A 16,448-nucleotide genomic window follows, 5' to 3' on the forward strand; every position below is an offset into this window, starting at 1 on the left:
TTATCCGTATTTCTGGAGACCCGTTCATCGTGCGTCTCCTTCGGAGGTCCCTTCTCTTTTGCAGAGTGTAAACCGTTGCGGGATGGGAGAACCATGACTGTTGTTCCAGGATCATCTATTTCAGGCTTTACGAACGCGGCGAAGGGATCGGTAGACTACGGACCTCCCGCGACCGGGACAGCGACCGCATCGTTTCACGCGCACCGCATCAGTGCACACACCGCTGTGATCAAAGTTCGTGGTGAGATCGATCTGATGAGCGCCAATGCTTTTCGTGACTTCTTGACGTACCACGTGGCCGCGGACCGGACGCTGGTCGTCGATCTATCCGAACTCGAATTCATGGGGACGTGCGGCTTGTCCGTACTGTCGGTCCTGTCGACGCGATCACGCGACGTGGGCGGCACACTCGCGCTCGTCTGCGCCCGCCCGGTGCAAAGGTTGCTCAAAGCAGCTGGTCAGGAGTCGATGTTTGCCTGCTACGAGTCGCTCGATCATGCAATCGGACTCGAAGAGACCCGACGTTTCCCCGCTTGATCACGCAGTTTCAGTCCAAGCTTCGTGAAATTCAGTTTCGTAGAGCCCGTCAGCGTCAGTGCACTTCACTTCGGTGAGTGCCCTTGTGTTGGCGGGCTCTCGGCGGTGCTGTGACGCAGCGGCCGTAGGTGCGGACCACTTCGGTGGCGACGTGATCCCACGAATACGATTCGCACGCTCGGGCCCGGCTCTGCCGTGCAAACGCCGCGCCTTCGTCCTCGTCGTCGAGAAGATGGCGGACTGCGCGCGCGGTTTCCACCGGGTTGTTGACCGGGACCCGACGCCCGGTGAGTCCGTCGATCACCGTATCCCGCAGTCCGCCAACAGGAGTCGCGACTACGGGAACTCCGCACGCCATTGCTTCCAGCGCCGCGATTCCGAACGGTTCGTATCGAGGGGTGCACACGAGGGCGTCGGCCGATCGCATCAGTTTCGGTAGTTGGCGGTGCGGAACCCGTCCCAATAATTGGACGCGATCTGCGACGCCGAGGCGCTCGGCGAGCTTGACCAAGCGGATCGCCACTTCGTCGGTGCTCAGTTGCGCGACGGGTGGCCCGCCGATCACCACCAACTCCGTATCCGGCAGCGAAGCCAGCGCGGCGACGGCAACATCGAAGCCCTTCTGCTCCACCAGTCTTCCGACGCAGATCAATCGATGCGGTGCGGTTTTCTTCGCGGCGGGTCCCTCCGGGGTGAATGCTTCGGTGTCCACGCCCGAGGGCACCATCGTGGTCCGTGATCGCGGTGATCCCTGCCGGACCAGATCGAAGATTTCGTCCGAACTGGTCGCGATGACATGGGTTGCGCCCCTGGCGATCAACGGTTCCAGGTGAGTCCGCTCCGAGGGGCTGTCGTCGGCTGCTCCGAGGTGGCGGTGCGCCGCAGATCCCAGGGAATGGAATGTCTGAAGTACGGGGATGCCGAGCGATCGGGTCGCGAGTTCCGTTGCCACACCGGACATCCAGAAGTGCGAGTGCACCACATCGGGTCGGTCGGTACTCCACTGAGTGCGCAGAATGCTGGCAAAGGTTCCCAGGTGAGGGAGGATGTCGCCATCCGGGAGAGCCTGCGTCGGGCCGGCCTCGAGATAGTCGACGGAGTACCCGGCGCGGGCGCGAACGCGGTCCGGCCCACCGACGTGGGCACGCCTGGTGAAGACGGTGACGTCGTGTCCGGCACGAACCAAGGCGGCAGACAGTTCGTCGACGTGCAGGTTCTGTGCACCGGCTGCCGAGCAGCCCACCGGTGCGAGTGGATCGGCGTTCACCGACACCATGGAGATCTTCAGCATTCGTCCGGGAGCCATAGCGGGCGAGTACTTCATCGGGTCCCCTCTCCACTTGATCGGTTCGTCTGGGGATACCCGGAGTCCGTGATCTGAACCGGGTTTCGACGCGGTCAGCGCTGGGCACATTCCAAACACGATGGCGAGGAGTGAGGTTCGATGACAGAACAAATGCTGGTCGACGCAACCGTCGGACTCGGGTTCGAGCGGTACGTACAACGGGTGGCGGTCGGTGTGGGGGCCGGCATCGAGCAGTGGTGTTGCAGGCGCGAGCACCCTCTGGAGGCTTACATCGCATTGGACCGAACTGTGCCGCGTTTCCCCGGGCGCGAGGTGGCTTTGCTGTGGGAGGAGACGTGCGGTTGGGCCCTGGCCGTGGAGACCAGATCAGGGGAGGACCTCATCGTTCTCGGATATCTGGGCGAACACGCAGTGCCGACCCCGGACGCCGTCGCCGATTTTGCCGCGACACTGGGTACGCGCAGCCCACACTGGGTCATGAACAGACCATTGGCGGATTCGGACGAGACCGCGCGAGAACTGCGGAGCTACTCCGGAAGTGCTTACGCCTGAACAGTATCGAGGTCCGATCGGCTCAGTTGACTACATCCAGGATGGGATCGAGAACCGGAGTCGCTGCAGCCTCGACGGCCGGATCGTCCATGAGCTTGAAAACGATGTGACCACCGAGCGCGCCACCGACACCGACCGCGGTGAGCCCCAGCACCGACAGCACTCGCGCCAGTGCGAGTGAGTCCTTTCCGCGTAGCCTGTACGACGCCGCAAAAGACCAGATCCCCACTGCATTCGACGCCGCGTGCACCAGCCCCACTCGGCGTGCGACGTCGCCACGTTCGGACCAGTCCAGCCATCCCGTCAGCAAAGCCGGCGGAGTCGAAACCAATCCGAGCCCGATCAGCCGTCGTGCAGTCTGCGGATCGCCTAGAACATCGAAGATCAACGAAGCCGTCCACGCGCCCGCGGGAATGGTCACGAGGGCAGGATGGATGGGATGCCCGACGGCGGCGCCGCGCAGAAGTGCGGCGACAGTGCGCGATCGGTCGGATCGCTCCGTGATCTCGAGGATTCTGCGCCTGATGCCAGTGGACGGACCGTCCAGTCCGCGAGCGGATTCGATTCCGCGATAAAGAGTTCCGATGTCCATGTAATTCGGCTACCCGGCGTAGACGTCGGGAAACCTCGAGGCGGCAGTGTCTTGTCGACCGTCATGCTCCGGCGTACGGTCGAAACGAAAGAGATCCGACCGGAGGAGCGAACGATGAAGCTCAATCTCTTTGCAGCGTGGGCGTCGTATTTCCTGGTGCTGGCCACAGTGGTCTGCCTCGGCAGTTTTCTGGTGGCGGCAGGTTCAGGCCAGGGTGGTTGGGCATTGATCGCCGGCCTCGCCGGCGTCGCGTGCATCGGCCTCGCGGTAGCCCTGTACGCCAGTACTGTGCGTCACGACCACAAAGTGCACCGAGAATCCCCACACCTGTTCTGATCAGGCCTGCTTCTGATCAAGACTGTGCGAGTCGTGCCTTCTCCACCTCGATGTCGAAGTCGGCAGGGGGCCAGTCGAGATCGAGCTTTTCCAGAGCGTCGATCAGTAGCTCCGTGACCGCAATGCGGCTGTACCACTTCCGATCACACGGCACGACGTACCACGGCGCGTGCTCGGTCGACGTCTTGTCGAGCATTGCCTGATACGCCTGTTGATATGCAGGCCACAAACCGCGTTCGGTCACGTCGCCGGGGTTGTACTTCCAATACTTGTCCGGGCGGTCGAGACGTTCTTCGAGTCGCTTCTTCTGCTCGTCGAGCGAGACGAACATCGCGACTTTCACGATAGTGGTTCCGGCGTCGACGAGTTCCTTTTCGAACTGGTTGATCTCGTCGTAGCGCTTGCTCCAGACATCCTCCGGGACAAGATCGTGGACGCGCACTACCAGGACGTCCTCGTAGTGGGAGCGATCGAACACACCGAGATAGCCGCCGCGGGGGAGTTCCTTCTTGATCCGCCAAAGGTAGTGATGTTGCTTTTCCTCTTCGGTCGGGACGCCGAAGGCCGCGTGCTGAACTCCCGAAGGATCCACGTGACCGATCACGTGTCGGACCATGCCGCCCTTGCCTGCGGTGTCCATTCCTTGCAGAACCAGCAGGACTGAACGACTGTCCCCTGACCGGCCGTTGGCGTACAGCAACTCCTGCAGGTCGGACAGAACCGCGCCGCGCTCCTCGAGCAGACGTTCGCCGTCAGCTTTGTTTCCGGTGAATCCCGGAGTGCTGTTGCGATCGAGTTGATCGAGTTCGAACCCGGGCTCCGCCCGCAGGGTCTTGGCGGCCGGTGTTTCCCACAGCGAGTCTTGTGCCATGCCGAAAGAGTGCCACAGGATCGCGCCCGGCGGCTCGAAAGTTCGGTCTCGGGCGAGTCAGTCCTCGGCAGGCTTGACGAGGGGATGCGGAACCGACTTGAACTTGGCCGGTGATCCGTTGACCGCCGCTATGCCGGTGATGCCGCCCCACGTCATCATCGTGAGGTAGTCGATCAGCGATTCCGCGGACATCGACTTGTTGGAGATCCACCAGTGCGTCGCGAGCTGAATTCCGCCGACGATCCCGAACGCCCACGGCAGCGAACCGCCGGAATCCATCTCCATCTCGCGAAGACGATTGCCCAACACCGTGGAGAGCAATTCGGCGATCATGCGCTCGGAATCGGCAACGACGTCGCGGTTGGCGCCGGCGCCGTTGGCCATGACGTAGAGGTAGATGTCGGGGTCGGATGCCACCGTCTCGACGTATGCGGTGATGCTCGCCTGGGTGAGTTCGAAATCGTCGAGATCGCCACTGATCGCTTCGTAGATACGCGGCGACAGGATGGTCTCGACGTACCGCATCATCGTGGCGGTCGTGAGGTCGCTCTTGTCGGCGAAGTATCGGTAGAGCACGGTCTTGGAGACACCGATCTCGGACGCGATCTCGTCCATGCCGATCTCACGGCCGCGCGCGCGGATGGCGGCGATGGTGCCGTCGACGAGTTCCTCGCGGCGAGCGATCTTGTGCTCACGCCAACGACGCTTCCGACCGTCGGATTTCTCGGGCTTCGCATCAGCAACGACTGGGCCGTCTACCTGCTCGTTGTCCTGCACGGCATTCTTGGCCACGAGTCATCTCATATCTGTGGTGCGAGCCACGTCCGATCGGTCTACTTTCCGGTCCAGCTTAATGTCCGCGCCTTTATCTCGGGCACTCACATCCGCAGTTCGGGGGATTAGGTCCTGCAGAATCGGACTTCGTGTCGCTCGCGCTACGCCGCGTCACACCTTTCGGCACAATGGCGAGGGTGCAGCAACTGAGCCTCTCCGCCTTCGACGACGCCGCCAAGCGTCGGGACCTTCGCAAGATGAAGGTCTTCGCTACTGGCCTTCTGGGCTTCGCGACGGTGGTCTACATCTTCTGCCGGTGGCAGGAATCCCGCGGCGCCGGAGAGTGGGTCGGGTACGTCCGGGCCGCGTCCGAGGCAGGCATGGTCGGCGCGCTTGCCGACTGGTTTGCCGTCACCGCGCTCTTCCGTCATCCGATGGGCCTTCCCATCCCGCACACTGCCATCATCAAGCGTAAGAAAGACCAGCTCGGAGCCAGCCTGAGCTCATTCGTCGGTCAAAACTTCCTGGCTCCCGAAGTTGTGTCGGCCAAGGTGCAGCAGGCGCAGATTCCGCTCCGCCTCGGCACGTGGATGGCCGAACCTGCCAACGCCGCTCGCGTCGCCGCCGAGACGTCGACGGTCTTGCGCGGCATGGTCGAGGTTCTTCGCGACGAGGACATCGCCCAGATCATCGACAACACGATCGTGAAGCGTCTGGCCGAGCCCATGTGGGGACCGCCGATCGGCCGAGTGCTCGGTGAACTTCTCAAGGACAACAAGCAACTGCCGATCATCGAATTGCTTGCCGAGCGGGCACATCAGTGGGCTCTCGGCAGCCAGGAGACGATCGATCGTGTGATCGTTCGCGATTCGCCCGCGTGGTCGCCGAAGTTCGTCGACGCCATGCTGGGGGAGAAGATATACAAGGAACTCGTCGAGTTCACCTGGAAGGTCCGTTCCAACCCCGAACACGAGGTACGCCTCGCCGCCAACCGCTTCCTGATCGACTTCGCCGATGATCTGCAGAACGACCCGGAGACCATCAAGAAGGCCGAGGGGATCAAGGCCGAGATCATGGGTCGCGAGGAAGTGACGGGTCTGGCGTCGTCGACATGGCAGGTTGCCAAGCGGCTCATCATGGAGTCCGTCGACGATCCGAACAGCACCCTGCGGACCAAGGTCGCCGAGAACGTCGCCGGCTTCGGAGTCAGGCTGCGTGACGACGAGTCCATGCGTGAGAAGGTCGACGGCTGGCTGGTGCAGGGCACCAAGTACATCGCGGAGAACTACACCGACGAGATCACTGGAGTCATCAGTGACACCGTCGAGCGGTGGGACGCCGACGAAGCGAGCCAGAAGATCGAGTTGCAGGTCGGTCGAGATCTTCAGTTCATCCGTATCAACGGCACCGTTGTGGGCTCGATCGCCGGACTGCTGATCTACACGATTTCGACGCTCATCTTCGGCTGAGCTGTCCAGTATGTGACGTCCACCACGAGTGCTAGCAGTAGTGCTTGCAATAGTTAGCACCCTCTCCTATCCTGGGAAATGTCCACTGGAAAGGGAGGACGCAATGCCAGCGAAGTCGACGAACTCCGATGACGGAGATCGTGAATCATCCGGTGCCGCAGCCGGAGCAAGCGACTTGGCAGCTCGCGTCGTCAGCTCTGCGGCACACGACATCGGGGGGTTCATTCGTGCACAGCGGGAAGCCGCCCAAGTTTCGATGCGCCAACTCGCTCAACTCGCCGGCGTCAGCAATCCGTATCTGAGTCAGATCGAACGCGGATTGCGCAAACCGTCGGCGGACGTACTGGCGCAAATCGCCAAGGGCCTTCGAGTCTCATCAGAAGTGCTGTACGTCCAAGCGGGATATCTCGAGCAACGCCCGCACAGTCCCATCAGGGACGCGGTGTTGGCCGAGACGGCCATCAACGAACGGCAGAAGCAAGTACTGCTCGAAATCTACGACTCGTTCTGTCGCGAGAACGAGTCGTCAAGACCAGCCGCAGCGCCCGATTTCGCTGAATCGGCCGCAATTCCAGACACCGAGACTTCACTAGGAGAACAAGATGACTGACAAGAACGCCATCGACAGCGTCAAGACCTCGCTCTACGCCGCCGTCGGCGCAGGCGACCTGGTTGTCCAGGCCGTGGCCGATGTAGTTGCTCAGGTTCGTGAGCGCGCCGAGAACACCCAGGGCGATGTCAACGGCCGTGTCGACGGTGCTCGCGAGAAGCTCGCTTCCGTCCAGGGTGACGTTGCCGAGAGCGTCGATGCGCTGCGCGAGCGTCTCGCCGGCCTGCCGTCCGAGCTGCCCGAAGAGCTTGCCGAGCTGCGCGAGAAGTTCTCACCCGAGGAACTCCGCAAGGTCGCCGAGGCATACCTCAAGGTTGCCGGAGATCTGTACAACTCCCTCGCAGAACGTGGCGAAGACGCAGTCGAGCGCATCCGCAAGCAGCCCGCAGTCGAAGAAGGCATCGCTGCTGCAGAGTCGGCACTCGGCGACGCCGTCGAGCTGACCGAAGACGCACTCGGAACCGTTGCTCGTCAGACGCGCGCCGTGGGCGAGCAGGCTGCCAAGCTGGCCGGCCGCGCTGCCGGACGCATCTCCGACACCGCAGAAGAGGTCGGCGAGAAGATCTCTGACGCCGGTGAGAAGATCGCCGACGCAGGCGACGAGGCTGCACTGAAGGTCCTCGACCTCGGTGACCAGGCTGACGAGGCTTCCAAGGAAGCTGCCGCTCGCGTGACCGCTGCTGCTTCCGACGTCCAGGAGCGCGCGACCACCGCCGCGAAGAAGGCCGCTCCGGCCAAGGCTGCACCCGCCAAGGCTGCTCCGGCCAAGGCCACCGCACCGGCTCCGGCCAAGAAGGCTGCTCCGGCCAAGAAGGCCTGATTTGCCCAGCTCCGCCTGACGAAGGCTCCCTCACTCAGCCGAGTGTGGGAGCCTTCGTGTTCGTCGGGAACCGGATGAGAACTTAGGATGTAGTTGTGACTCAAGTCGATGGGCTAGTCGGTCTGATCTTTCTCGCACTCAAAGTGCTCGCGTTGGTGGGTGCTGTCTACGCGATCGTTCATGCCGTCAGGCAGCGTCCTGACGCTTTCACCGCGGTCAACAAATTGACCAAGCCGATCTGGCTGGGAATTCTGATCGTCGCGGCGTTGATCCTCTTGGCGACGTCCCCTGTCGGGCTCCTGGGCATCATCGCGGTCGTTGCAGTGTGCGTGTATCTCGTCGACGTTCGCCCGCGGGTGGACGACATTCAGCACGGCGGTTCTCGCTGGTAGTTTGCCGCACTCCCGCTCATTCCGAGCCGTGGTTCCCGGCTCATGGTGTGCTGCCCCACTCTTCTCGCCAACGCTGACAACGGGCGTTGTTCGAGTGATAGTGTCGGTTAACGGCAGTCACACATAGATTGCATCCGTCTGTCGTCAGCAGCAGTCAGGGGTAAATGCATGTCCAGTCGTTCGCGCACCACAGAGCTTCGAGTACTGGCAGGCGCCGTCGGAGTGGGAGCACTCGTCGCGGCCGTCGCTGGGATCCGTCATCGGCGATCCACGCGAGGGTTGACTCTGTCGAGCGACGTCGAGCCCAATGCACTCCTGAAGACTCCGACGCTCAAAGCTGACATCAGCGAACTGACCACCGACGACGGTGCGATCATCAATGTCCGGGCTTACGGTCCCGTCGACGGCGATCCGATCGTTCTCAGTCACGGCTGGACGTGCTCCACCGAATTCTGGTACCCGCAGGTCAATGCGCTTGCCGGCGAATATCGGGTCATCACCTACGATCAGCGCGGTCACGGCCGCAGCACCGTCGGCAATCTTCCGCTCGGCCCGGACGTCCTTGCCGACGATCTCTCTGCAGTGCTGGCGGCCACGGTTCGCGAGGACAAGAAGGCCGTCATCGTCGGTCACAGCATGGGCGGGATGAGTATCATCGCCTGGGCGGGTCGTCACCCCGACGAGGTCAAGAAGTACGCGTCGGCGGTCATGCTCGCGAGCACCGCGAGCGAAAGGTTGATCGCCGAGACCACGGTCATCCCACTGCCTAATCGTTTCCCTCGCGTGCCGGTCCCCGTGGGCCGCGCCATCCTCAGTTCGCCCGTTCCGTTCGTCTCCTCGGGCGCCATGACGAAGGCGATCCAGTACGTCTCGATGTCACCGAACGCGACCAAGGCCGAGATTCAGTTCTGCGAGAACATCGTTCGTGAGTGCAAGCCCCGCATCCGTGGAGGTTGGGGAGCAGCGCTGAGCACCCTCGATGTTCACGAGGGACTCGACAATCTCGAAGTGCCGACCACCGTGCTCGTCGGTTCGCTCGATCGGCTCACTCCGCCGGTCCATGCGCGCAAGCTTGCGCAGGTCCTCGACGACGCCGGCAACCTCGAACGGTTGATCGTGTTGCCGGGCGTCGGTCACATGTCGTCGATCGAGAACATCGACGAGTTCGACAAGGAAATCGTGCGACTGCGCAATCTCTAGCGCAACGCAGCTCTAGCTGAAGACGACCGTCTTGCGCCCGTGGACCAGCACACGATCCTCGAGGTGCCAGCGCAGTCCGCGGGAGAGTACGAGCTTTTCGATGTCTCGACCCTGACGGACCATGTCGGCGACATCGTCGGCGTGGTCCACACGGATCACGTCCTGCTCGATGATCGGACCGGCATCGAGTTCGGCGGTCACGTAGTGGCAGGTGGCGCCGATCAACTTCACGCCGCGGGCGAACGCCTGGTGATAGGGGCGGGCACCGATGAACGACGGCAAGAAGCTGTGGTGGATGTTGATCGCGCGCCCGGCCCAGTGCTCGCACAGTGATTCGGGCAGCACCTGCATGAATCGGGCAAGCACCACGGCGTCGGGATTGTGAGCGTCGACCAGGGCGCGGACCTTCTCGAAGGACGGTCCCCGTTCTGCCGGGTCCTTGGCGAACGGAACATGGTGGAAGTCGATCCCGTGGCGCTCGGTGACACTGCGCAGATCTTCGTGGTTTCCGATGACGGCGCTGATTTCTGCGGGGAGTTCCCCGCCCGCGGCGCGGCCAAGGAGGTCATGCAAGCAGTGACCTTCCTTGCTCACGAGCAACACGATCTTCTTGGGTGCGCCGGAGTCGTGAAGAGTCCACTCGGTTTCCGGACCGATCTCGGCCGCAACAGCTTTGAACCGTTCACGAAGCTCGTCGATGCTCATGCTCACCGACGATGCACGGACCGCCTGACGCGTGAAGAACCATCCGGTGTCGGCATCGGCGTGGTATGCGGCCTCCACGATCCATCCACCGACGTCGGTGAGAAAGGTCGAGATGCGTGCGACGATGCCCGTGGTGTCGGGGCAGCCGAGGGACAGAACATAGCGACGATCATCGATCGATGGTGCAGCGGTCATGCGGCCTAGTCTCTCAGGTGCGGCTGCAGCGACGGTCGCGTGGTGGTGTGCCAAGCTTTCCAACATGTCTGAAGCTGCACTCACTCGTTCCCAGGTTGCCGCGATGGTGGACCACACTCTCCTCAAACCCGAAGCCACCACGGCCGATGTGACCGCCCTGATCGACGAAGCACGCAGCCTCGGTGTGCTGGCTGTCTGTGTCTCGCCGTCGATGTTGCCGATTCGCGCCGAGGGACTTGTGACGGCGGCCGTCGTCGGATTCCCGTCGGGGAAGCATCATTCGCTGGTCAAGGGTGCTGAAGCGCGACTGGCCGTCGATCAAGGCGCAGCCGAGATCGACATGGTCATCGACGTAGGAGCGGCGGTCGCCGGCGACTACAGCGCGGTGTTGGCCGATATCCTCACCGTCCGCGAGGCGATGGGGGAGAGTGCGATCCTCAAAGTGATCCTCGAAACCGCAGCGCTGTCCGACGAGGCCATCGTCGAATGTTGCCGCGCAGCTGTGCGTGCCGGGGCGAACTTCGTCAAGACCTCCACCGGCTTCCACCCCGCGGGTGGAGCGACGGTCGAGGCCGTCGCACTGATGGCGCAGACGGTTGGCCCGGGCGTGGGAGTCAAGGCCAGTGGCGGAATACGTACGACGCAGGCAGCGCTCGACATGATCGCGGCCGGCGCCACCCGCCTCGGACTATCCGGAAGTCGAGCAGTATTGGACGGTCTGGCCGACTAGGTCAGCAGGCCGCAGCTGTCCGGAACCGCCGAGGTGTTCTGGTTGTTCGCGTCGGCGACGGGCATGGCGTAAGCGCCGCCCTCCAACGAGATCTGGATAGCGTCGTCGGTGACGGTCAGCTTCGTGGGCTTCATGTCCAGCGGGTAGGTCTGCAGGCTGTCGGTGAGTGTCTGGACGATGCCGTCGACCAGATCGGTCGGCAGACCCAATCCGAGAATCTCGGCGCCGACGGTCTGGACGTCGACCACACCGTTGGTGACGGTGGGCTTGACCGTGAGCTTCGCGAGCCCGACCGGACCGACGTCGAACGCGAGTGTTCCGGCGCTCGAGTCGGCGGTGACGCCGGAGACGAGCCCGCCGAAGGTCTGTTCCTGCAAGGTGGCGAGAATGCCTGCGGTAGACCAGGTGACGTCGGCGCTGGAGCTGCCGACGGTGCCGCTGTTGCCCGCCGAGGGCTGCAAGTTGATGTCGTTCACCTTCGCGTGAACCTGCATTCCCGTTGCGGGGCCGAACGAAGAGTCGTCACTGTCGATGCTGATGTACGGCACCTTCTTGTCGACTGCCTGCAGGAGTACGGGCTTCCAGCTCAACCCGACGTCGACCTGGGATCCCAGTTCGCTCTGGAACTGATCGGCCATGCAGGTCTTCACCTGGTTGCGTACGTACAGTTCTCCACCGACGAGCGCCGCGACGAGTACGGCGATCACCACGAGAAGGATGATGAGCACTCGGTTGCGCGGACGAGGATTGTTCGCTGCGACAGTCATTCGCCAGATTCTTCCCGACGAGTCTGAACGAACTCTGTGAATACGCACTTCCTCATTCCTGTGATGCGCGACACACTCGCCCGTAGTCTGTTCGAAACGGCGTTTTCGACGGTCACCGGAGGTGGTCATGGCTTCGGACTACGAATCACTCGAGCTGCTGGCGCTGCGACAGTGCGGATTTGTCACGGCTCTCCAGGCATCCGAACTGGGTTTCGGTCTGGCGTTGATGGAAGAAATGACGGAATCCGGAACATGGACATGTGAGTGCCGCGGGCTTTTTCGCCTCGAACGCGTCAGACATACCGCCTTGGACGAGTTCGCGAAGTGGTGCACGTGGTTCGCCGGTAGCGCCACCGTCTCGCACTACAGTGCCGCAGATCTGCATGGCCTCGGGCACCTGCAACCTCGCTTCATCCACCTCTCCGTTGCGCACCCTCTCGCGGCGCCGACCCGCCAGGTAGCACTGCACCGACTGCCGCTCGCGGACGACGAGTGTGAACAGATCGGGCCCATCCGCATCACCACGCCTTTGCGCACCGTGCACGACCTCGCTTCCGGTGGAATCTCTCAAGTTCTGCTCAACGAAGTAGTCGCCGATGCGGTCGCGATAGGCCGACTGGACGCGCACGAGTTGTATCTCTCGTGTGAGAACGCGAGCGTCGACGTTGCTGTTCGGGTCGAGTTGGCTCTGGCCGCAAGCCTGTAGCCGAGAGAGATCTTCGAGGCTCCTGCGACCTTCTGGCATCACGCCCGAAATCGAATATGACGCCGATATCAGAGATTTGTAAATCGCTATTTTCGGGCGACTGTTTTGTCTTTAGCGCAGGTAAGAACGCATCCAGATGTGCGGTTCGGGACGTTCAGCCCACTGTTACTGCAGTTCGGCGATGTCGCCGATGAACTAAATCTGCGAAAAGCGTAGTTACTTTACAGTCAATGGGATAACGTCACGGCATCGAAAGCAGACGGACGCTTGTCCTGGACGCCTGTCTGCCCCGTTGTCGAGAGGGATCTGGATGTCCGTGAGTGGTGTTCGTCGTGTTGTCGGTGGGTTGAGTGTTTTTGCTGTTGCTGCGGGTTTCGCGGTGGTTGCGGGTGTCGGGGTTGCTGGTGCGGCTCCGGTGACGGCGGAGTTCAATTCCGACGGGTACAAGGTGACTCGGACGATCAGTAACGGGACGCCGTCCGAGGGTGATGTGATCACGTCGAAGACGGTGTTCAAGCGAACTGCCGCGGTTCACAATCTGTATGCGGTGCGCGATTTTCATCCGGCGTGTATGACGTATGTCGATGGTTCGGCGACGGTGAACGGTAGTGCGTTCCGTGTCAACGAGGTGGCTACTGATTCTGTTCGTTTGAGTGCGGGTGTTACGGAGTGGCCGATGTGGGGTGGTGACGTCAAGACGTTCGAATTCCAGTATCGCGTCGGTGCGGATTGTGCTCGTGGTACTGATTTGTCGACGACGGTGCATTTCGACGGGACGGTGTTCGTTGACGACACGACAAATGGTCGTGGTCCGTCGATCAACGTTCAGAAGAACGTGTCGACGACCGCCGTGTCACCGGTCAGTGGCGCTCAGGTGGGGCAGCCGGTGACGCTGAGCGCGACGGTGACCGGTGGTGCCGACGGTGATTCGGTGGAGTTCTTCGACGCCGGTTCCAAGATCGGTGCGGGCGCGCTCGCCAATGGTGTTGCAACACTTGCCTGGACACCGACCACCCGTGGAGACCACTCGATCACAGCGAAGTTCGCCGACACGGCGCGTGCCGTCGGTTCCGCTTCGGCAGCGCTGATCGTGAACGTTTCGCAGGCCGATGCTCAGTCCAGTACGACGCTGGCGCCGATCTCGGGCGCGCAGGTCGGCAAGTCGACCAATCTCAAAGCGACTGTGTCCGCGTCGGGCACCGGTGGAACGGTCACGTTCAAGGTCGGCGGAACGGTGCTCGCTTCGGTGCCGGTGGCAGGCAACGGTGAAGCGACCTACGCCTGGGTTCCGACGGTTGCCGGTGCGCAGACCGTCGAGGCTGTGTTCTCCGGCAGATCCGGCGTCACTGGGTCGAGTACCACCGCGAATGTGACAGTCGCCGAACAGCCCGCCGGAACAACAAGCTCCACAACAGATCTCAGCGTAGTGGCGGGCCAGGTCGGCGTTGCCCAGACGATCTCCGCTCAAATCAGCCCCGCCAATGCGGGTGGCACAGTCACCTTCAAGGACGGCGAGACCGTCATCGGCACGGCCACGGTCGATTCATCCGGAAAGGCCAGCCTTTCGTGGAAGCCCGCAACTCAAGGGCAGCGAGTTGTCGCGGCGGAGTACTCGGGCGCCGGCACGGTGACGGCATCGTCCGATCAGGTCTCCGTCCAGATCGCCGCACCCGTCGACGGTGAAGAACCAGGCAACGGCACCGGTTCGCTCGGCAGCCTCGGCAACATCTTCGGCTCCTAGCCGCCGACACCTGGTGATGCCCCGCCCGCGTTCGGCGGTGGGGCATCACCCATTTCGCTCACTTCTCGAGAAGGAAAAGCTATGTCTGTAGGTTCTGCACGCCGTGCAGTTGCAGGTTTGAGTGTGTTTGCTGTTGCTGCGGGTTTCGCGGTGGTTGCGGGTGTCGGGGTTGCTGGTGCGGCTCCGGTGACGGCGGAGTTCAATTCCGACGGGTACAAGGTGACTCGGACGATCAGTAACGGGACGCCGTCCGAGGGTGATGTGATCACGTCGAAGACGGTGTTCAAGCGAACTGCCGCGGTTCACAATCTGTATGCGGTGCGCGATTTTCATCCGGCGTGTATGACGTATGTCGATGGTTCGGCGACGGTGAACGGTAGTGCGTTCCGTGTCAACGAGGTGGCTACTGATTCTGTTCGTTTGAGTGCGGGTGCTACGGAATGGCCGATGTGGGGTGGTGACGTCAAGACGTTCGAATTCCAGTATCGCGTCGGTGCGGATTGTGCTCGTGGTACTGATTTGTCGACGACGGTGCATTTCGACGGGACGGTGTTCGTTGACGACACGACGAATGGTCGTGGTCCGTCGATCAACGTTCAGAAGAACATCTCGACGACGACGCTGTCACCGACCAGTGGCGTGAAGTTGGGACAGCCGGTGACGTTGAGCGCGACGGTGACCGGTGGTGCCGACGGTGATTCGGTGGAGTTCTTCGACGGTGCCACCAAGATCGGTGCGGGCGCGCTCGCCAATGGTGTTGCAACGCTTGCCTGGACACCGGCTGACGTCCGAACCCACAGCGTGACGGCCAAGTATCTCGGTAATGCAAAGGTGGCGTCTTCCACGTCGTCAGCTGTCGACGTCGTAGTGTCCGAAGCGGACAAGAGCACTGCAACCGCGATCACCGGTCCCGCAAGTGCAGTTGCAGGTGATTCCGTGACCGTCGAGGCTACGGTGTCGCCCACTCCGGCGGGTGGCACGGTGCAGTTCAAGGACGGTGCAACCGACCTCGGCGGCGCCGTTCCCGTCGATGCCAACGGCAAGGCTTCGCTGACGAATTCCTATGCAGTCGGAGCGCATTCGATCGTGGCGGTGTACTCCGGTTCCGGTGTCTACCAGACTTCGACATCGGCGCCACATGCGCTGACAGTCGCTCCGGTGGTGGTCGAGGAGAACACAACGACTACCCTCGTCGGCCCGTCGACAGGTTCGACAGGGGAGGCCTTGTCGTTCACTGCCTCCGTCTCGACCGGTGCTGCAGGCGGAACCGTGCAGTTCAAGGAAGGTGGCAGGGATCTGGGATCCCCGGTTCCCGTGGATGCCTCAGGTAAGGCAACAACCACGCCGACCTTCAACGTGGCGGGTGAGTACAGCATCACCGCAGTGTTCTCGGGTTCGGGTAACTACTTGGGTTCGACATCGAACGCCCAGACCGTGAACGTCAAGGCGCCGGCTCCCACCGACCAGCAGACCCAGACGGTCTTGACCGTTCCGGCGGATGCAAAAACCGGTACGGCAGTTGGTCTGTCGGTAACCGTCACGCCGACGCCGGTGGGCGGCACAGTGCAGTTCAAGGACGGCTCGGGCAATCTCGGCTCGCCGGTGCCGGTCGTCGAGGGCAAGGCGTCGATCATGCACGAGTTCGCGAGCGTCGGCACGCATGACATCACGGCCGTGTACTCGGGTGCCGCGGGATTCCTCACCTCTACCTCGGCTGCTCAGTCGGTTTCGGTCACGGCTCCGGCCGCGGAGGATCAGGAAACGTCCATCACCGTGAGCGCTCCGGCGTCAGCGGTCAAGGGCGCGAAGGTCGATCTTGTTGCGGCAGTGGTACCTACGCTCAGCGCAGGAACGGTTCAGTTCATGGACGGAACCACCCCGATCGGTGGACCAGTTGCGGTGGTGAACGGTAAGGCCACGCTCTCGCACACCTTCACTGAACTCGGAGATCGCCGAATCACCGCGGTGTTCAGTGGAACTGACGGCTATCTCGGTTCCGAGACCCAGGCCGCAGTCACCGTCAAGGTGACGGCAGCGTCCGACGGCGGCGATCCGGGCAACGGCGGCAGTTCGACCGGTTCACTGGGAAGCCTGGAAAACATCTTCGGGTCCTAGCCCGACGCCTGCACACGGACGCCTCGCTGC

The 16,448-nt window shown here is 62.4% G+C and carries 18 protein-coding genes; 12 read left to right on the forward strand and 6 right to left on the reverse strand.

Translation table 11 applies throughout. The features are described 5' to 3' along the window. Nucleotides 1-93: 93 nt before the first annotated feature. Nucleotides 94-537, forward strand: a complete 444-nt coding sequence (locus tag ACVZUB_RS07870) for an STAS domain-containing protein (protein ID WP_007735372.1) — start codon at nt 94-96, stop codon at nt 535-537. Nucleotides 538-592: 55 nt separating this feature from the next. Here the strand turns inward: ACVZUB_RS07870 and ACVZUB_RS07875 are convergent, their stop codons facing one another. Then, nucleotides 593-1,861, reverse strand: coding sequence for a glycosyltransferase (locus ACVZUB_RS07875; protein WP_475845388.1), 1,269 nt, complete (start codon nt 1,859-1,861; stop codon nt 593-595). A gap of 120 nt (nt 1,862-1,981) precedes the next feature. Here ACVZUB_RS07875 and ACVZUB_RS07880 point away from each other — a divergent pair, with 120 nt between their 5' ends. Beyond that, on the forward strand, nt 1,982-2,395 hold the full coding sequence (locus tag ACVZUB_RS07880) for a DUF6292 family protein (RefSeq protein WP_003941464.1): 414 nt from the start codon (nt 1,982-1,984) through the stop codon (nt 2,393-2,395). 22 nt (nt 2,396-2,417) lie between these two features. On the opposite strand, the gene ACVZUB_RS07885 is transcribed toward ACVZUB_RS07880, so the two are convergent. Beyond that, complete coding sequence (locus ACVZUB_RS07885) at nt 2,418-2,987, reverse strand: DUF2231 domain-containing protein (RefSeq protein WP_065352112.1); 570 nt, start codon at nt 2,985-2,987, stop codon at nt 2,418-2,420. 114 nt (nt 2,988-3,101) lie between these two features. On the opposite strand from ACVZUB_RS07885, the gene ACVZUB_RS07890 reads away from it, so the two are divergent. Beyond that, nucleotides 3,102-3,323 carry a hypothetical protein gene (locus ACVZUB_RS07890; RefSeq protein ID WP_039973486.1) on the forward strand — a complete coding sequence of 74 codons (222 nt, stop codon included), beginning with the start codon at nt 3,102-3,104 and terminating at the stop codon, nt 3,321-3,323. A 16-nt stretch (nt 3,324-3,339) separates the two neighbouring features. Here ACVZUB_RS07890 and ACVZUB_RS07895 read toward each other — a convergent pair whose 3' ends face one another. Both ACVZUB_RS07895 and ACVZUB_RS07900 read right to left on the reverse strand, forming a co-directional pair. Further along, entirely contained in the window at nt 3,340-4,194 is an 855-nt protein-coding gene (locus tag ACVZUB_RS07895) for a polyphosphate kinase 2 family protein (protein WP_047268875.1), read from the reverse strand. Between the two features lie 57 nt (nt 4,195-4,251). Continuing rightward, nucleotides 4,252-4,986: a TetR/AcrR family transcriptional regulator gene (locus ACVZUB_RS07900; RefSeq protein ID WP_003941527.1), complete on the reverse strand. Its 735-nt coding sequence runs from the start codon at nt 4,984-4,986 to the stop codon at nt 4,252-4,254. A 170-nt stretch (nt 4,987-5,156) separates the two neighbouring features. Between ACVZUB_RS07900 and ACVZUB_RS07905 the strand changes: the two genes are divergently transcribed. From ACVZUB_RS07905 to ACVZUB_RS07925, 5 genes are all read left to right on the forward strand, one after another. Beyond that, entirely contained in the window at nt 5,157-6,437 is a 1,281-nt protein-coding gene (locus ACVZUB_RS07905) for a DUF445 domain-containing protein (RefSeq protein WP_020968906.1), read from the forward strand. Nucleotides 6,438-6,540: 103 nt separating this feature from the next. Next, nucleotides 6,541-7,047, forward strand: a complete 507-nt coding sequence (locus tag ACVZUB_RS07910) for a helix-turn-helix domain-containing protein (RefSeq protein WP_003941483.1) — start codon at nt 6,541-6,543, stop codon at nt 7,045-7,047. Continuing rightward, nucleotides 7,040-7,867, forward strand: coding sequence for a heparin-binding hemagglutinin (locus ACVZUB_RS07915; RefSeq protein ID WP_003941552.1), 828 nt, complete (start codon nt 7,040-7,042; stop codon nt 7,865-7,867). Before ACVZUB_RS07910 ends, ACVZUB_RS07915 begins: the two co-directional genes overlap by 8 nt. Before the next feature lie 95 nt (nt 7,868-7,962). Then, nucleotides 7,963-8,259, forward strand: coding sequence for a DUF2516 family protein (locus ACVZUB_RS07920; RefSeq protein WP_003941505.1), 297 nt, complete (start codon nt 7,963-7,965; stop codon nt 8,257-8,259). Between the two features lie 168 nt (nt 8,260-8,427). Beyond that, nucleotides 8,428-9,459 carry an alpha/beta fold hydrolase gene (locus tag ACVZUB_RS07925; RefSeq protein ID WP_482628278.1) on the forward strand — a complete coding sequence of 344 codons (1,032 nt, stop codon included), beginning with the start codon at nt 8,428-8,430 and terminating at the stop codon, nt 9,457-9,459. Between the two features lie 12 nt (nt 9,460-9,471). Here ACVZUB_RS07925 and purU read toward each other — a convergent pair whose 3' ends face one another. Then, on the reverse strand, nt 9,472-10,359 hold the full coding sequence (gene purU, locus ACVZUB_RS07930; RefSeq protein WP_003941509.1) for a formyltetrahydrofolate deformylase: 888 nt from the start codon (nt 10,357-10,359) through the stop codon (nt 9,472-9,474). A gap of 64 nt (nt 10,360-10,423) precedes the next feature. Between purU and deoC the strand changes: the two genes are divergently transcribed. Beyond that, on the forward strand, nt 10,424-11,089 hold the full coding sequence (gene deoC, locus ACVZUB_RS07935) for a deoxyribose-phosphate aldolase (RefSeq protein ID WP_482628279.1): 666 nt from the start codon (nt 10,424-10,426) through the stop codon (nt 11,087-11,089). Here the strand turns inward: deoC and ACVZUB_RS07940 are convergent. Next, nucleotides 11,086-11,856: an LmeA family phospholipid-binding protein gene (locus ACVZUB_RS07940; RefSeq protein ID WP_058227464.1), complete on the reverse strand. Its 771-nt coding sequence runs from the start codon at nt 11,854-11,856 to the stop codon at nt 11,086-11,088. The two genes, deoC and ACVZUB_RS07940, sit on opposite strands and share 4 nt — an antisense overlap. A 127-nt stretch (nt 11,857-11,983) precedes the next feature. Between ACVZUB_RS07940 and ACVZUB_RS07945 the strand changes: the two genes are divergently transcribed. The 3 genes from ACVZUB_RS07945 to ACVZUB_RS07955 all read left to right on the forward strand — a co-directional run bounded on the left by ACVZUB_RS07945 (nt 11,984) and on the right by ACVZUB_RS07955 (nt 16,418). Beyond that, nucleotides 11,984-12,562: a type IV toxin-antitoxin system AbiEi family antitoxin domain-containing protein gene (locus ACVZUB_RS07945; RefSeq protein ID WP_003941523.1), complete on the forward strand. Its 579-nt coding sequence runs from the start codon at nt 11,984-11,986 to the stop codon at nt 12,560-12,562. A gap of 310 nt (nt 12,563-12,872) precedes the next feature. Beyond that, nucleotides 12,873-14,303: an Ig-like domain-containing protein gene (locus tag ACVZUB_RS07950; RefSeq protein ID WP_482628280.1), complete on the forward strand. Its 1,431-nt coding sequence runs from the start codon at nt 12,873-12,875 to the stop codon at nt 14,301-14,303. A gap of 81 nt (nt 14,304-14,384) precedes the next feature. Then, nucleotides 14,385-16,418 (forward strand): Ig-like domain-containing protein, encoded by a 2,034-nt coding sequence (locus tag ACVZUB_RS07955; RefSeq protein WP_064074207.1) that lies wholly within the window; start codon nt 14,385-14,387, stop codon nt 16,416-16,418. Nucleotides 16,419-16,448 lie beyond the last annotated feature (30 nt).

It is taken from the genome of Rhodococcus sp. OS5 (assembly GCF_056837585.1).

Excerpts from the sequence above, each read along its gene's own strand:
- ACVZUB_RS07925 (WP_482628278.1), top strand. The coding sequence starts at position 8,428 with ATGTCCAGTCGTTCGCGCACCACAGAGCTTCGAGTACTGGCAGGCGCC.
- ACVZUB_RS07915 (WP_003941552.1), top strand. The coding sequence starts at position 7,040 with ATGACTGACAAGAACGCCATCGACAGCGTCAAGACCTCGCTCTACGCC.
- purU (WP_003941509.1), bottom strand. The coding sequence starts at position 10,359 with ATGACCGCTGCACCATCGATCGATGATCGTCGCTATGTTCTGTCCCTC.
- ACVZUB_RS07870 (WP_007735372.1), top strand. The coding sequence starts at position 94 with ATGACTGTTGTTCCAGGATCATCTATTTCAGGCTTTACGAACGCGGCG.
- ACVZUB_RS07905 (WP_020968906.1), top strand. The coding sequence starts at position 5,157 with ATGGCGAGGGTGCAGCAACTGAGCCTCTCCGCCTTCGACGACGCCGCC.
- ACVZUB_RS07875 (WP_475845388.1), bottom strand. The coding sequence starts at position 1,861 with ATGAAGTACTCGCCCGCTATGGCTCCCGGACGAATGCTGAAGATCTCC.
- ACVZUB_RS07895 (WP_047268875.1), bottom strand. The coding sequence starts at position 4,194 with ATGGCACAAGACTCGCTGTGGGAAACACCGGCCGCCAAGACCCTGCGG.
- ACVZUB_RS07955 (WP_064074207.1), top strand. The coding sequence starts at position 14,385 with ATGTCTGTAGGTTCTGCACGCCGTGCAGTTGCAGGTTTGAGTGTGTTT.
- ACVZUB_RS07910 (WP_003941483.1), top strand. The coding sequence starts at position 6,541 with ATGCCAGCGAAGTCGACGAACTCCGATGACGGAGATCGTGAATCATCC.
- deoC (WP_482628279.1), top strand. The coding sequence starts at position 10,424 with ATGTCTGAAGCTGCACTCACTCGTTCCCAGGTTGCCGCGATGGTGGAC.
- ACVZUB_RS07885 (WP_065352112.1), bottom strand. The coding sequence starts at position 2,987 with ATGGACATCGGAACTCTTTATCGCGGAATCGAATCCGCTCGCGGACTG.
- ACVZUB_RS07950 (WP_482628280.1), top strand. The coding sequence starts at position 12,873 with ATGTCCGTGAGTGGTGTTCGTCGTGTTGTCGGTGGGTTGAGTGTTTTT.
- ACVZUB_RS07890 (WP_039973486.1), top strand. The coding sequence starts at position 3,102 with ATGAAGCTCAATCTCTTTGCAGCGTGGGCGTCGTATTTCCTGGTGCTG.
- ACVZUB_RS07940 (WP_058227464.1), bottom strand. The coding sequence starts at position 11,856 with ATGACTGTCGCAGCGAACAATCCTCGTCCGCGCAACCGAGTGCTCATC.
- ACVZUB_RS07880 (WP_003941464.1), top strand. The coding sequence starts at position 1,982 with ATGACAGAACAAATGCTGGTCGACGCAACCGTCGGACTCGGGTTCGAG.
- ACVZUB_RS07945 (WP_003941523.1), top strand. The coding sequence starts at position 11,984 with ATGGCTTCGGACTACGAATCACTCGAGCTGCTGGCGCTGCGACAGTGC.